The sequence below is a fragment of the Pararhizobium sp. A13 genome, assembly GCF_040126305.1.
Lineage (GTDB): Bacteria > Pseudomonadota > Alphaproteobacteria > Rhizobiales > Rhizobiaceae > Pararhizobium.
The window spans coordinates 1,617,095-1,632,011 of sequence record NZ_CP149510.1 but is presented as its reverse complement, the minus strand read 5'-3'; the positions used below and the strand labels follow the sequence as shown (position 1 = coordinate 1,632,011).

Genomic DNA, 14,917 nt, shown 5'->3' with positions numbered 1-14,917 from the left:
CCCGAAAGACGATCACGCACACGCACACCCGTTTTGAGCGCTTCGAAGCGGGTGTGCCATAACTTTTGGAAATACGGAAATTATGCGCCGGTGTCACAAATCCGGCGAGCTCTCGCGCGACCGCATGCAACGGTTCAGATCACTCCGAAGAGGGCATGCCGAGAAACATCAGGCGCGGCCGGACCGCGCGGCTCACTAGAACGCGTTGAACGTCAGCGTCGTCAGCGAGCGGTTGATGCCCGGAACCGTCGCGATATTGTCGTTGATGAACTTGCCGATGTCCTCGCCTTCCTCGATGTAGATCTTGATCAGCAGGTCGTAATCGCCGCTGGTCGAATACATCTCGGAGACGATCTCCTTCTTGTAGATCACGTCGGCAACTTCGTAGGTCTTGCCGGGCGCGCATTGCAGCTGGACGAAAATCGGCTTCATCGGACAATCCTTTCATCGGCCTGCTTTTGGCCTTTCGATGGCTCGCGATGGAAATAGCCTGTTTTTCCGCCGCGGCAAACCCGTCTCAATCGCGGCGAAAGACGATGCTTGCCAGCCAGCCGGTGATGACGGCCAGAAGTACCGCGGTCAGGCCGTAGAAAAGCGGTGATTCATGGGCTGCGCGGGTGATCGCCTGTTCGAGGCCAGTCTTGACGACGCGCAGCGGCAGCGCCTTGGCGGCGACGAAGACGCCGTCGCGGAAGAGATAGGCGCGCACGATATGGACGCCGTTCGGCACGTCGGCCGGCAGGCGCACCGAGGCCTTGAACAGGGCGGAGCTGATGAACTGGACGCCGCCTGGATCGCGCTCGTAGACGCCCGTCGTTTCTTTCAGCCGCCGGAAGGCATCACGGAATTCGGTGAGATTGCTGCCGTCGCCGATGTAGCCTATCGGCGTCAGCGGCATGTGCGCGACGCCGATGCCCATATTGTTCATGTCGCCGGGCGGTGCGATCGTGTCGATGTCGCGCGTGCTCGACAGCGAATAGGATTCCGGAACCAGCTCGAAGGTCATCGAATTGGTGTTGATCCAGATACCGAAAACGCGCTGCTTCTTACGCACCGTCGAGTTTTCCTTCGGCCCCTCCAGCGCGACGACGATGTCGTACCGGCCCTGCGCGAGGAGATTTGCATCAAAGCCGTCGATGGCGCCGAAGATCGTCAGGTCGGCGCCGCGGAAATCCGAGGTGATGGAGATTTCGTCGGTCGAGATGCCGATGTCGAGCTTCTCGGTAAAATCCATCGGCTCGGCGCGCCCCACGACCGGGGCGGCGAAAATGAGACCCAACAACAGAAGTCGCGAAAGGATCCGCATCAAAAGCCGCGCCCCGCTGAAACGACCGAAAAGATTTCCTTCGGCGGGATGACGAGTTCGATGGCAAGACGAATGCCGACGGCCAGAACCAGGAGCGCGAGCAGCGCCCGCAACTGCTCGCCGCGCAGCCTTTGGCCGACGCGCACACCATATTGCGCGCCGATCACACCGGCGATCATCAGTACGAAGGCGAGCACGATATCGACCGTGTAGTTGGCGGTCGCCTGGACGATCACTGTATAGGCGGAAACGAAGATGATCTGGAATAGCGAGGTGCCGACGACGACATTGGTCGGGATGCGCAGGAGATAGATCATCGCCGGCACCATGATGAACCCGCCGCCAACCCCCATGACCGAGGTCAGGATGCCGATGCAGAAGCCGAGCGTGGCGACCGGGATGACGCTGAGATAGATCTTCGATTTCTTGAACCGCATCTTCAGCGGCAGTCCGTGAATCCAGTTGTGTTGCCCCGGCTTGCGCAGCGTCACCGTCTCGTTTTTCGAAGCACGGCGCAGGGCGATGATGCTTTCCCACAGCATCAGCGTACCGACGGTGCCGAGCAAAAGCACATAGGCGAGCGAAATGACGAGATCGAGCTGGCCAATCCGCCTGAGCAGCGCGAAAAGCCAGATGCCAAGGGTGGCGCCCGCCAGACCACCGCAGAGCAGCACCGTCCCGAGCTTGATATCGATGGTGCCGCGGCGGAAATGGGTGATGGCGCCGGAAATCGAGGAGGCGACGACCTGGTTTGCGCCGGTGGCGACCGCAACGACGGGCGGGATATTGTAGAAGATCAGAAGCGGCGTGATCAGGAAGCCGCCGCCAACGCCGAACATGCCGGACAGAAAGCCAACGGCAGCCCCCATGCCGAGAATGATCAGAATGTTCACCGACAACTCTGCAATGGGCAGATACACCGTCACGGCCAGGACCTCTAAATATGCCAATAGCCCGCATGGCGGGCGAAAACGTCAGAGTGGCAAGTGATTCACCACGGGAAATTTGGAATGGAACAGGTCTGAAAACCAATTCGAAATTGCGAATTCAACGTCGTTCCGTCATGCGCCCCGGGGTCACGCCTGTCAACCTTTTGCAAGGTTTGAGCCTAACTCGTGGCACCCGTCCTTGTCCGGCTGGTCTGCGGCATTATTGCGGCCGCAGACGCCGTTCTGAAACTTAGCCGGTCAAAGCGGTGCCTCTGTGTCCGAATCGACACGGAGGCGCCTTAGCCGTTTCGCTTCAGGAGTTCCTTGACCAGCGCATCGGTGATCTCGCCGGTCGGTTCCTGGCCGAGCGATTTCTGGAAGGCCTTGATGGCGGCGATGGTCTTCTTGCCCATCTCGCCGTCCGGCTTGCCGGCATCGAAGCCGTTGTTGTTGAGGATGGCCTGGATGTTGCGCAGCGCCTTCTTCATGTCGATCGAAGCGGTCTTCACACCCTTGCCGACCCAGGTGTCGGGCACATCGACCGAATTGGCCTCGGCGTCGAGCGGCGTCAGCTTCCAGGCCTCGAATTTCGCCTTGGCGCTCGCCAACTGTTCCGCGCTCAGGGCCTTGGCCACCTCGTCCCGCTTCTGGCCGGCATCGGCATCGCCGTCGCGGGCGGCGACTGCGAACCACTTGTAGGACTGTTCCAGATCCTGCTTCACGCCGTTGCCGCGCGCGTAGAGGATGGCGAGGTTGAACTGGCTATCACGGATGCCGCGATCGGCCGCCATGGCAAACCACTTTCCGGCGCCGGCAAAATCCGGAGCCGCATCTCCGCCGCTCGCCAGCATGACCGCGAGATTGTGCATGGCGCTGGCATTGCCTTTTTCGGCAGCCTGCTGGTAGAGCGTGCGCGCCTTGTTCAGGTCGCGGGCAACGCCGGTGCCCTTTTCATAAAGGCTTGCCAGCCGGTATTCGGCCGGAACGACGCCAGCGTCGGCGGCGCGTTGATACCACTTCGCCGCCTCGGCAAGGTCGATCTTGACGCCGCGCCCCTCGGTATAGACAGCGCCGACCTCGAACAGCGCCAGCGGATCGCCCTTGCTGGCGGCTTCGGTGAGCGCCTCCGGCTTGACCTCGGCGGGAACGACGAACGCCGCGGCGCCGGCGGGTGTCAGGGTTTCGGTCTTGGCCGTCTTGGCCGTCTCGCCCTTTGCGCCGTCCAATCCGGTGGCCGTGCCAGTGGGCGTCACTGCGGTTACCGGAGCAAGCATCTGCGAAGCGCCAGTCACCGTCTCCGGCTTTGCCTGCACGGCTTCCGGCAGCTTCGTCTCGGGCACCGTGGTTTCCGATATTGCCGTTTCCGGCTCCGCTACCTGCGGCTCGGCGGCCGCCGGCTGTTCGGCAGTTGTCTCTTCGGCCTGCGGCTGCAGCGTGCCCAGCGGCACGACATCGCCGTCGGCACCCTCCGTGCCGGTCTCGATTACTTGCGGCGGCGTCGCGAGATCGGCGACGTTCGTCTCCGCGCTGGCCGCCGGCTGCTCGATGGCAGCAACGGACGCCTCGACGGGCGCCCGGTCGCCGCGGATCAGCGTGTTGACCAGCGGATAGGACATGATCGCCAGAAGCACAGCGCCGACCGCCATCAGGATCGGGCGGCGATGACGGGCAAAAGCGCCGCCAAGAGGAGACGCAGCAGCACCGCTCCTGCCGCGGTTCAGCGTATCGGCCTCTTCGGCGGCGAGCTGGGCGGCGCGTCTTGCGGCGGCAATGAAATCGGCCTTGTCCGCCTCGCTCGGCGGCGCATTGCGCTCTGCCTGCCCTGCCCGCACGCGCTCCAGGATCTTCTTGACGTCCGGCACGCCGGAACCCGGCTCAAGTAGCTGGTTGGCCACTTCCGGCTCGATCACTTCGGACGCGTCGATGGAAGGGGCAGGATCGACTATCTGACGATCCACGGTGCGCGCCGGTTCGCTGCGCCTGCCGGAAAACCGCTTGGTCAGACCGGCGAGAAGGCCAGTCTTGACGGCCGGCGCTGCCGCCGTCTTGACATCGTCCTCATGGACGCTCGCCTGTTCGGAAACCGCCTCAGTGACCTTTTCGCGCCGTGGAGCCGCCGGATCGGCGTCTGCGGCGAGCCCATGCATGTCGCGTTTCAGTTCCTCGTAGCGGCGGCCGAAATCAGCCTCGGCGAAGGGCTCGTCCTGTATCTCGAAAACCGGTGGCTCTGCCTTCGGCATATGCGGCTGGCCGTCTGCCCCGCGTGTGCCAAAGGTGCGCGGTGCTTCCTGCCGCTCGAAGCCGAGTTCTTCCAGACGCTCGAGCTTCTCGGCGATATGAACCAGCGTCTCGTGCAGAGCGTCGAAGGTGCGCGCGGTGCGCTCCTCGCTCGAACGACTGAGCTCTTCGAGAACCTTGAGATCCTCGGCAAGCGCCGAGATGGCCGCCATGTCCATTCCGCCGGAGGCCGTGTGTGCAACACCATTCCTGGCATAGGCCTCCATCACCGCCTCGGCCGCCTGGCGGGCAGCCTCGATGATATATTCGTCGCTGGTCGCCAGATAGTCCTCGAGCGCGCTCATCCGACCTTCGAATTCGGCCGGAACGGCACTTGGGCCTGTTTCCCGCGGCAGGCTGACGAGGTTCGACAGGTTGGCGATCTGATCCTGCAGGCTGCGCAGGATCTCGCTGTCGTCGTAGGGAGCCGCATGGGTTTCTTCGAGACGGATGGCGATATCCGACAGCTGGCCTTCGAGTCGGGCGAAACGGTCGTCGCCGGCATAGGTGGCCGACGGCATATCCAGCTGGTCGATCCGACGGGCGAGATGGTCGAGGCGCTCGGCAAGCGCGTCGTTGACGGAGCCCTGGTCGAGCGCATCGATCTTGCGAGAGATATCGGACAGGTAACCTGTCAGGTCCGGCTGGGCGGCAACCTTCTGCGAGCGCTCCAGCATCAGCGACAGCTGGTCGAGGCGCTCTTCGAGGCGCACCGCTGCTTCCTCGCTGACCAGTTCCTCGACGCGCGCGGCGAGCGCCTCGATGCGGGCACCGAGCCCATTGTCGGGCTGCAGGCTGTCGATCTGCCGTGAGAGGTCGGCGAGGCGGCCCTCGACGCGGTTGACGCCGGCGCTGTCTGGAATGGCGGCGCGGCCGCTCGCGGCGATGGCGCGGCTGATTTCATCGAGACGCGCATCGAGATCGCCAAATTGCGCGGCAAGGCGCCGGTCGTCCGGCTGCATATGGCGGCCGATCATCTCGATGGCCTGGGCAACCGAAACCAGCTTGTCTTCCAGCGCATGCAGAGCCGGGCTGCTGTTCAGCGAGCCGATCTGCGATTTGATTTCGTCGAGCCGGTAGGCCAGCGCCACAAGTTCGTCGTCGCGGTTCGAATCGAAGGCATTCATCCGGTCTTCGACGCCGGTCCAGCGGTTTTCCATGCGGCGCACGCTGTCTTCGCGGGCAAGGCCGTCGATGAGGGAGCGCAGTTCGTCGAACTCGACCTTGAGTGCGTCGGCCTGCGACGGCGACGCCTGCCGGCCGAGCTGGCTGATGCTGTCGGAAAGCTTCTGCAGGTCGCCGCGAATGTCCTCGGCCATCGACTGGTCCTGCGCCGCATCGACCGTGATGCCACGGATTTCGGTGCGCAACGCATTCATTTCACGGGAAAGCCCGTCGGCGATGTCCTTCTTCAATTCCTGACGCAGGCCGACCAGCGCCTGGGCAATCTCGGCCATCGCCGGATCCGGACGCTGCGGCTCGTTGCGAACGGGCTCCCGGCGCACGAATTCCTGACGCTGGGATTCTTGACGGACGGGCTCCTGGCGCAGCGGCTCCCGGCGGACCTGTTCGCTGCGATAGGGTTCGCTGCGCAGCCCTTCGCTGAATTGCGGCGAAACCGGCACGTCGCGTCCCGGCGGAAGCCGTGACTGGGCAGGTTCTTCACGGCGTTCGTTATAGCCGCGTGGCTCCGGCCGATGCGGCGCGCGCTCGCTGACACCATCGCGCTCGCGGGTTGCCGTCAGCGTGCGCTGGCGCTGCATGATCTCCGCGATCGGGTCGGGTCGGGCTGCGGGAATATCGCGTTCTACCGTGGCGCGGCTGCGCGGATCACGTGCCGCGGTTCCCATCAATCCTTCGATGCGCGCTTCCAGTCCTTCGATCGTGCGGTTCAGCGCGTCAAGGGACGACCTGTCGCCATAGGACTGGGCGCCAGGGCGTGGGGAATGTGATCGCGATCCGTTCATCGTTCTTCGCCTCTTTCATCGGCCTTGATCGGAATCCCGGCTTCAGGAAGGCATGTCCCCGCCTCTGATCGCTCAGGCACCGACTCGGACAAAGCTGCAACGACGCGAAGACAGAACTGTCGCAGCTTTGACCATCTCAGCACGCACTTTCGGCAAACGTGGTAAATAAGCCGTTAACCAGACTGAAAATTTTTTAACGATTTCGGCGCATGCTGATCGCGGGAGGCTTTCAAACGGCGATTTCGGCACATCCATATTCCGGCCATCGACAGGGTCGATCGGTAAAGTTATCGCCTCCATCAATTTTGACGTTTACGCAAACGTCAAAGTTTTGTAGCATGCTGAAAATGACATGGTGCGCGCCCAGGAGAGGCTTGCCCCGCGACACGGTTACAGGTGAGGAACACGAGACATGCCCAGCTACAAGGCCCCGGTAGAAGACACGCTTTTCATTCTGAACGACGTTCTCGGCATCGAGCGCTACAACAACCTGCCCGGCTTTGCCGATGCGACGCCCGACATGATCGAGGCGATCGTCGGCGAGGCGGCGAAACTGGCCGAGGAAGTGCTGTTTCCCGTCAATCTTTCCGGCGACCAGGAAGGCTGCAAGCGCAACGACGACGCGACGGTAACGACGCCGAAGGGCTTCAAGCAGGCTTTCGACCTTTATCGCGAAGGCGGCTGGCTCGGGCTTGCCGTACCGGAGGAGTTCGGCGGCCAGGGCTTGCCCTATACGCTGCACACCGCCGTCGGCGAATACATGTCCTCGGCCAACATGGCGCTGACCATGTATCCGGGCCTGACGCAGGGCGCGATCGCCGCGATCCTCGTGCACGGTACCGATGCCCAGAAGGAGACCTACCTGCCGAAGATGGTGACGGGCGACTGGACCGGCACCATGAACCTCACAGAGCCCCATTGCGGCACCGACCTCGGCTTGCTTCGCACCAAGGCCGTGCCGCAGGCTGACGGGTCCTACAGGATTTCCGGCCAGAAGATCTTCATCTCCGCCGGCGAACACGACATGTCGGACAACATCATCCACCTCGTGCTTGCCCGCATCGAGGGCGCGCCGGAAGGGGTGAAGGGCATCTCGCTGTTCATCGTGCCGAAGTTCCACGTCGAGGCTGACGGCTCCGTCGGCGGCCGCAACACGGTCTCCTGCGGTGCGATCGAGCACAAGATGGGTATCCACGGCAATTCGACCTGCGTCATGAACTATGACGAGGCGACGGGTTATCTCATCGGCGCGGAGAACAAGGGCCTGAACGCCATGTTCGTGATGATGAACGAGGCCCGCCTCGGTGTCGGCATGCAGGGCCTGTCGATCGCCGAAATCGCCTACCAGAACGCCGCCAACTACGCCCGCGACCGCATCCAGGGCCGCGCGCTGTCCGGCGTCAAGGCGCCGGACAAAAAGGCCGATCCGATCATCGTCCATCCCGACATCCGCCGCGTCCTGATGACCATCAAGGCCTTCAACGAGGCTGGCCGCGCCTTCACGCTCTGGACGGCGCTGAAATCCGACATCGCCCATCGCGGCGACAATGAAAAGGACCGCCAGACCGCCGACGACATCCTCGGCCTGATGACGCCGATCCTCAAGGGCGTGCTGACCGACAAGGGCTTCGACCATGCCGTCATGGCCCAGCAGGTCTTCGGCGGCCACGGCTATATCGAAGAGCACGGCATGAGCCAGTACGTTCGCGATGCGCGTATCGCGATGATCTACGAAGGCGCCAACGGCATCCAGGCGCTCGACCTCGTCGGCCGCAAGCTGGCGCTGAACGGCGGCCGGGCGATCACCGCTTTGTTCAAGGAAATCGGCGATTTCTGCGAGGAGAACCGCTCAGACGAGAAACTCGTTACCTACACCAAGGGCCTGAAGAAGGGCCTGAACGACCTGCAGGCCGCGACCATGTGGTTCATGGGCAACGCCATGGCCAAGCCCGACAATGCCGGTGCCGGCTCGACCGACTACATGCACCTCTTCGGCCTCGTCGTGCTCGGCTACATGTGGGTCAAGATCGCCAAGACGGCGGAAGAAAAGCTGGCGGAAGGTGCGGGCGACCGCGAAGCCTACCTGAAGAACAAGCTCGTCACGGCCCAATTCTTCATGGAGCGGATGATGCCGGAAACCGCACTGCGCAAGGCCCGCATCGAAGCCGGCGCCGATACGCTGATGGCGCTCGACGCGGCGGCGTTCTGATTGAGCTTGCCTCTTCTCCCCAGCGGGGAGAAGGTGGCCCGAAGGGCCGGATGAGGGGGCGCCGAAGGCGCGGCTTTTTCCGGCTCCGGCTTTGCCGGAGACCCCCTCATCGCCTCACGTTGCTCGGCATTTCTCCCCGCTGGGGAGAAGAGGAAAACAATGAATTCGCGGCCAATCGCCGATAGGGAGAAAACACAATGACCGAAGTCTTCGTTTACGACCACGTGCGCACGCCGCGCGGACGGGGCAAGAAGGATGGGGCACTGCACGAGGTGCCGACGCCGCGGCTGGCCGCCAAGGTGCTGCAGGCGATCCGCGACCGCAACGGGCTCGATACGTCCACCGTCGACGACATCATCATGGGCTGCGTCGATCCGGTGTTCGAGGCCGGCGCCGTCATCCCCAAGGCTGCTGCCTTCGAGGCCGGCTATTCCAACAAGGCACCCGGCATGCAGATCTCCCGCTTCTGCGCCTCGGGCCTCGACGCCATCAACTTCGCAGCCGGCAAGATCGCCTACGGCGCCGACGACATCGTGATTGCCGGCGGCGTCGAGAGCATGTCGCGCGTTGGCATGGGCATGTCCGGCGGCGCTTGGTACATGGACCCGTCGGTCAACTTCCCCGGCTATTTCATGCCGCAGGGCGTCTCCGCCGACCTGATCGCCACAAAGTATGGCTTCTCCCGCGATGACGTCGATGCCTATGCCGTCGAGAGCCAGAAGCGCGCCGGCCATTCCTGGGACAACGGCTATTTCGACAAGTCGGTCATCCCGGTAAAGGACCAGAACGGCATCACCATCCTCGCCAAGGACGAGCACATGCGTCCGACGACGACGATGCAGAACCTCGCCCAGCTTAACCCGTCCTTCCAGATGCCCGCCGAGATGGGCGGCTTCGAGGCCGTCGGCATCCAGGCGCATCCGGAAATCGAGAAGATCACTTACGTCCACCACGCCGGCAATTCGTCCGGCATCGTCGACGGCTCGGCGGCTGTCCTCATCGGCTCCAAGGCCGGCGGCGAATCCATGGGTCTCAAACCTCGTGCCCGTATAAGAGCATTTGCCAATATCGGCTCCGATCCGGCGCTGATGCTGACCGGCCCGGTCGACGTCACCGAAAAGCTGCTGAAGCGCTCCGGCATGTCACTGTCCGACATCGACCTGTTCGAGCTCAACGAGGCCTTCGCCGCCGTCGTACTGCGCTACATGCAGGCCTTCAACATCCCGCACGACAAGATCAACGTCAATGGCGGCGCCATCGCCCTGGGCCATCCGCTCGGCGCCACCGGCGCGATGATCTTCGGCACCGTGCTCGACGAACTGGAGCGCCGCGGTCTGCAGACTGCGCTCGTCACGCTCTGCATCGGCGCCGGCATGGGCACCGCAACGATTATCGAACGAGTGTGAGGTCTTTCCCTCCCCCTTATGGGGAGGGTGGCCCGAAGGGTCGGGAGGGATGTCGCCGCACGGCAGGAACACCCCTCCCCAACCCCTCCCCACAAGGGGAGGGGCTTAACCGCCACAAGATTTCAGGGAGAGGAATCCCACATGACCACATACACCAATTTCACCATCGAAACCGACGCAGACGGCATTGCCCTCGTCACCTGGAACATGCCCGACAAGTCGATGAACGTCTTCACGGCCGATGTCATGAAGGAACTCGACGCCATCGTCGATCAGACCGTTGCCGACGAAGCCGTCAAGGGCGTCGTCTTCACCTCCGGCAAGTCCACCTTCTCCGGCGGCGCCGACCTGTCGATGATCAAGGGCATGTTCACCTTCCAGCAGGAACAGAAAAAGCTCGATCCGGACAACGCCGCGCAAAAACTGTTCGACCTGACCGGCCAGATGACCGGCCTGTTCCGCAAGCTGGAAACCTGCGGCAAGCCGTGGGTGTCTGCCATCAACGGCACCTGCATGGGCGGCGCATTTGAATTGTCATTGGCTTGCCACGGCCGCGTCGCCGCCAATTCGAAGTCGGTGAAGCTGGCGCTGCCCGAGGTCAAGGTCGGCATCTTCCCGGGCGCCGGCGGCACGCAGCGCGTTCCGCGTCTCACCAACGCGCAGGACGCCCTGCAGATGATGACCACCGGCTCCTCGCTCACCCCGCAGCGCGCCAAGGCCATGGGCCTGATCCACGAGATCGCCGAGCCCGCCGAGCTGATCAACGCCGCGAAAGCGATGATCAAGAACGGCCTGAAGCCCATCCAGCCCTGGGATGAAAAGGGTTACAAGGTTCCCGGCGGCGGCATCTGGACGCCGGCGGCGGCCCAGCTCTGGCCGGCCGCATCCGCCATCCTGCGGCGCGAAACCGCCGGCAACTATCCGGGCGGCCTTGCGATCCTGAAATGCGTCTATGAAGGCCTGCAGGTGCCCTTCGATACGGGCCTGAAGATCGAACAGCGCTATTTCACCGAGATCCTGCAGACCACCGAAGCCTTCTCGATGATCCGCTCGCTGTTCATCTCGATGCAGGAGCTCGGCAAGGGCGCCCGCCGCCCGGCTGGCATTGCCAGATCCGAGCTGAAGCAGATCGGCGTCGTCGGCGCCGGCTTCATGGGCGCCTCGATCGCCTATGTCGCCGCTGCCGCCGGCATCGAAGTCACCCTCATCGACCGCGACGTGGAAGCCGCCGAGAAGGGCAAGGCCCATTCGGAAGGCCTGGTGAAGGATTCCATCGGTAAGGGACGACTGACGCAGGACGAGGCCACCGCCCTTCTCGCCCGCATCACCCCGTCGGCCGACTACAACGACCTGAGGGAAGTCAAGCTCGTCGTCGAGGCCGTGTTCGAGGATCGCCAGGTGAAGAAGGACGTGATCGAAAAGGTCGAGGCGGTGCTGGCGCAAGACGCCATCTTCGCCTCCAACACCTCGACCCTGCCGATCACCGGTCTGGCCAAGAACTCGAAGCGCCCGGCCCAGTTCATCGGCATCCACTTCTTCTCGCCAGTCGAAAAGATGATGCTGACGGAGGTCATCCTCGGCAAGGAAACCGGCGACAAAGCACTGGCAACCGCACTCGATTTCGTCGCCGCGATCAAGAAGACGCCGATCGTCGTCAACGACACGCGCGGCTTCTACGTCAACCGCTGCGTCTTCCGCTATATCCACGAAGCCTATGACATGCTGATCGAGGGCGTGCCGGCGGCGATGATCGAGAACGTCGCCAAGATGGCCGGCATGCCGGTCGGGCCGCTGTCGCTCAACGACGAGGTGGCGATCGACCTTTCCCAGAAGATCCTCAAGGCCACCGTCGCCGACCTCGGCGAAAAGGCCGTCGATCCGCGCCACCTGTCGCTGATCAACAAGCTGGTCGACGACCTCGACCGCCGCGGCCGCAAGAACGGCAAGGGCTTCTACGACTATCCGCCGAAACCCGCCAAGAAGTCGCTCTGGCCGGGCCTCAAGGACCTCTACGAGCAGAAGCCGGCTGAAGGCTTCGACGTCGAGACGATCAAGCAGCGCTTCCTCGTCACCATCGCGCTCGAAGCCGCCCGCACCATGGGAGAGGGCATCGTCACCGACCCGCGCGAAGCCGACGTCGGCTCCATCCTCGGCTTCGGCTTCGCCCCCTACACCGGCGGCACGCTGAGCTACATCGACGGCATGGGCGTCAAGGCCTTCGTGGCGTTGTGCGAAAAGCTGGCGGCAAGCTACGGCGAGCACTTCCAACCGACGCCGCTGCTCAAGGACATGGCGGGCAAAGGCGAGACATTCTACGGGCGGTTTGATCCGTATGGGAAGAGGGAGGCGGCGTAAGCCGCCTTCACCCACGAATATTTTCGAACGAGGCGCTGGAGGGCGCCTCTTTCGCGTCACACGTCCCGGTGCCGCCTTGCGCCAACTGCTGCACCCGCGGAGAAACCAACACGGGCCTACAAACGCCTGAATCGAAGCCTATCGTCGCTCGGATCGACGAGGCGAACATCGGCCCGACTATCGTAGGCCAGCTCTTACCGAGTTCCATGCTGGCGCCCCGCCTTCCGGAAGGGACCGTGGGAACGGTATCGGCGAAAGTGGCGCGCGTCGCAGCGGGCGTTGGCTCGGCTGCAAAGGCTATCGGCTGGACGCCCAGGTCCCTGAGATCAAAGGTTCCTGAACCGATAGAGGTGTGTCATGACGCTCCTGCCCGACTTCTCCGCCGCAACGTTCGGCGATCCCACCAACATCACCAACATGTTTTTCCCGCTCCCCGGCGGGACCATCAACAGCTACGCTGCAACACTCATCGATCCGAGACCGGTGAGGAAGAGACGGAGCGCAACGATCACTTCGCCACCTTCGACACGAAGGTCATCGAGGGCGTGGAGACCGTCGTTGTCAGGGATACGGCCTATGCCGACGGCGTCCTCGTCGAGGATACGCTCGACTGGTACGCGCAGGATGACGAGGGCAATGTCTGGTATCTCGGCGAGATCGCCACGAACTACAACTACGACGACGAGGGCAACTTCATCGACACCGACTTCGACGGATCGTGGCAGGCAGGGGTCGATGGGGCAGCACCCGGCTGGATCATGCGCGCGGCCCCGACGGCCGGCGACGACTATTTCCAGGAGTTCTACGCCGGCGTGGCCGAGGACGAGGGCGAGGTGATCGCGACCGGCCTCCATGTCGATACTGATTTCGGCTCGTTTGACGATGTCGTCAAGATCCTCGACACCTCGGCGCTCGACCCCGGCCTAGGCGCCTACAAATACTTCGCGCCCGGCATCGGCCTGGTCATGGAAGAGGAGGTTGTGCTCTCCGAGGATGAGCCCGAGCTCGTCAGCGAGATCACCAACCGGCGCGAAGTCGACGTCTCCGCCGCCGTCGATCCGACGGATCTCGCTTTTGCCGGAAACGGCACGGAAAAGACCATCACCTTCGTCAGCGAGGACGCGAGCAGCAACGGTGCGATCGGCGCCTATACGTTCGACGCGGCGACGGGCGTGATCGGCGAGGCGCGCATCCTGTTTGCCGATACCGAGGATGCAAAGGCGGGAGCGAAGGCGCAGATGACGGTTGCGAGCGGCCAGTCGCTCGGCCTGTTCCTGATCCCGGATGCCGAGACGCTCGGCCTCGAGCTTGAGGACTACGCGGACGGCCGCCTTTTCTTCCGCAACTTCACGTCGGGCAATGTCGCTCATCTCTATGACGGCGACGACGCAACCACCTACACCCCGGGCGTGGCCACCATTTACGACCGCATTGCGCCGGTCGTCACCGACGACGAGGGCAACCTCCTGCCGATCCGGGCGTTCCATTCGACCGGCAACCGCGACGGCTTCAACTTCCTCAATCCGGTGGCGGGCGAGAACGCCCTTGCGGCGGACCTTGGCACGGACGATGACGGGGTCGCCGTCGTCAGCTTCGAGGACGGCCTTGCCAGCACGGACGACTTCGACGGCGATTTCGACGACGCCTTCGTCGCCGTCAGCGACGCGCCGCTGAGCCGCCGGGCGCTGAAGGAGCTGGTCGAGGAAACCGATATCAGCCGCCTCGTCGGCACGGACGGCAAGGATTGGCTCTTCGGAACCAGGGACGACGACCAGCTGATCGGGCTCGACGGCAAGGACGTGATCAAGGGCCGCCACGGCGATGACCAGATCGAGGCCGGCGACGGCAACGACCGCGCCTATGGTGGCAAGGGTGACGACGAGATATTCGGTGAGGAGGGAAACGACCGGCTGTGCGGCGGCAAGGGCGACGACACGATCGACGGCGGCGAGGGTCACGACAGGATCTTTGGCGGCAAGGGCAAGGATGAGATCGACGGCGGCGAAGGCCGCGACCGGCTGTATGGCGGCAAGGGTTTCGACGAGATCAACGGCGGGGACGGCAATGACTGGCTCTGGGCCGGCGGCGGCGGCGCGCGGATGTCCGGCGGCGCGGATGACGATACGCTCATCGGACAGGCCCGCGCCAAAGACACCTTCGTCTTCGACCTCATCCCCTTCGGCGACGACCTGATCCGCCGCTTTGAAAACGGCAGAGACCACATCGAGATCGCGATCTATACCGGCGTCGAGAGCTTCGATGACATCGACGTCACGCAGGAGGGCTCATCAACCGTACTGACCTTCGCCGAGGGCACCGTCGAGCTCACCAAATTCAACGCCACCCGCATCGACGCCTCGGATTTCTTCTTTGTCTGAGGCTTGGGAGGGCGCGGTCGCCGTGGCCGCGTTCCTGGCTTGCTGGAAGACCTGCAGCCTCTCGCCCTGCCGCCGGGCTAGCTAGGGCCT

Annotated in this window: 8 protein-coding genes; 4 read left to right on the top strand and 4 right to left on the bottom strand. The window is 63.5% G+C overall.

The window, feature by feature from the left end:
* Positions 1–195: 195 nt before the first annotated feature.
* From WI754_RS07870 to WI754_RS07855, 4 genes are all read right to left on the bottom strand, one after another.
* Positions 196–432 carry an Lrp/AsnC ligand binding domain-containing protein gene (locus WI754_RS07870; RefSeq protein ID WP_349437134.1) on the bottom strand — a complete coding sequence of 79 codons (237 nt, stop codon included), beginning with the start codon at positions 430–432 and terminating at the stop codon, positions 196–198.
* Between the two features lie 85 nt (positions 433–517).
* Positions 518–1,306, bottom strand: coding sequence for a TIGR02186 family protein (locus WI754_RS07865; RefSeq protein ID WP_349437133.1), 789 nt, complete (start codon positions 1,304–1,306; stop codon positions 518–520).
* The gene (locus tag WI754_RS07860) at positions 1,306–2,232 is read right to left on the bottom strand and encodes a sulfite exporter TauE/SafE family protein (RefSeq protein ID WP_349437132.1); all 927 of its coding nucleotides are present in this window, start codon (positions 2,230–2,232) and stop codon (positions 1,306–1,308) included. Before WI754_RS07860 ends, WI754_RS07865 begins: the two co-directional genes overlap by 1 nt.
* A 302-nt stretch (positions 2,233–2,534) precedes the next feature.
* The gene (locus WI754_RS07855; protein WP_349437131.1) at positions 2,535–6,479 is read right to left on the bottom strand and encodes a peptidoglycan-binding protein; all 3,945 of its coding nucleotides are present in this window, start codon (positions 6,477–6,479) and stop codon (positions 2,535–2,537) included.
* Between the two features lie 412 nt (positions 6,480–6,891).
* Here WI754_RS07855 and WI754_RS07850 point away from each other — a divergent pair, with 412 nt between their 5' ends.
* The 4 genes from WI754_RS07850 (at position 6,892) to WI754_RS07835 (ending at position 14,827) form a co-directional block, all read left to right on the top strand.
* A complete protein-coding gene (locus tag WI754_RS07850; RefSeq protein WP_349437130.1) occupies positions 6,892–8,688 on the top strand; it encodes an acyl-CoA dehydrogenase C-terminal domain-containing protein in 1,797 nt (598 codons plus the stop codon).
* Positions 8,689–8,885: 197 nt separating this feature from the next.
* On the top strand, positions 8,886–10,094 hold the full coding sequence (locus WI754_RS07845; protein WP_349437129.1) for an acetyl-CoA C-acetyltransferase: 1,209 nt from the start codon (positions 8,886–8,888) through the stop codon (positions 10,092–10,094).
* 141 nt (positions 10,095–10,235) lie between these two features.
* Positions 10,236–12,449 (top strand): FAD-dependent oxidoreductase, encoded by a 2,214-nt coding sequence (locus tag WI754_RS07840; RefSeq protein ID WP_349437128.1) that lies wholly within the window; start codon positions 10,236–10,238, stop codon positions 12,447–12,449.
* A gap of 545 nt (positions 12,450–12,994) precedes the next feature.
* Complete coding sequence (locus tag WI754_RS07835) at positions 12,995–14,827, top strand: calcium-binding protein (protein ID WP_349437127.1); 1,833 nt, start codon at positions 12,995–12,997, stop codon at positions 14,825–14,827.
* Positions 14,828–14,917 lie beyond the last annotated feature (90 nt).

Excerpts from the sequence above, each read along its gene's own strand:
- WI754_RS07870 (WP_349437134.1), bottom strand. The coding sequence starts at position 432 with ATGAAGCCGATTTTCGTCCAGCTGCAATGCGCGCCCGGCAAGACCTAC.
- WI754_RS07865 (WP_349437133.1), bottom strand. The coding sequence starts at position 1,306 with ATGCGGATCCTTTCGCGACTTCTGTTGTTGGGTCTCATTTTCGCCGCC.
- WI754_RS07855 (WP_349437131.1), bottom strand. The coding sequence starts at position 6,479 with ATGAACGGATCGCGATCACATTCCCCACGCCCTGGCGCCCAGTCCTAT.
- WI754_RS07850 (WP_349437130.1), top strand. The coding sequence starts at position 6,892 with ATGCCCAGCTACAAGGCCCCGGTAGAAGACACGCTTTTCATTCTGAAC.
- WI754_RS07845 (WP_349437129.1), top strand. The coding sequence starts at position 8,886 with ATGACCGAAGTCTTCGTTTACGACCACGTGCGCACGCCGCGCGGACGG.
- WI754_RS07840 (WP_349437128.1), top strand. The coding sequence starts at position 10,236 with ATGACCACATACACCAATTTCACCATCGAAACCGACGCAGACGGCATT.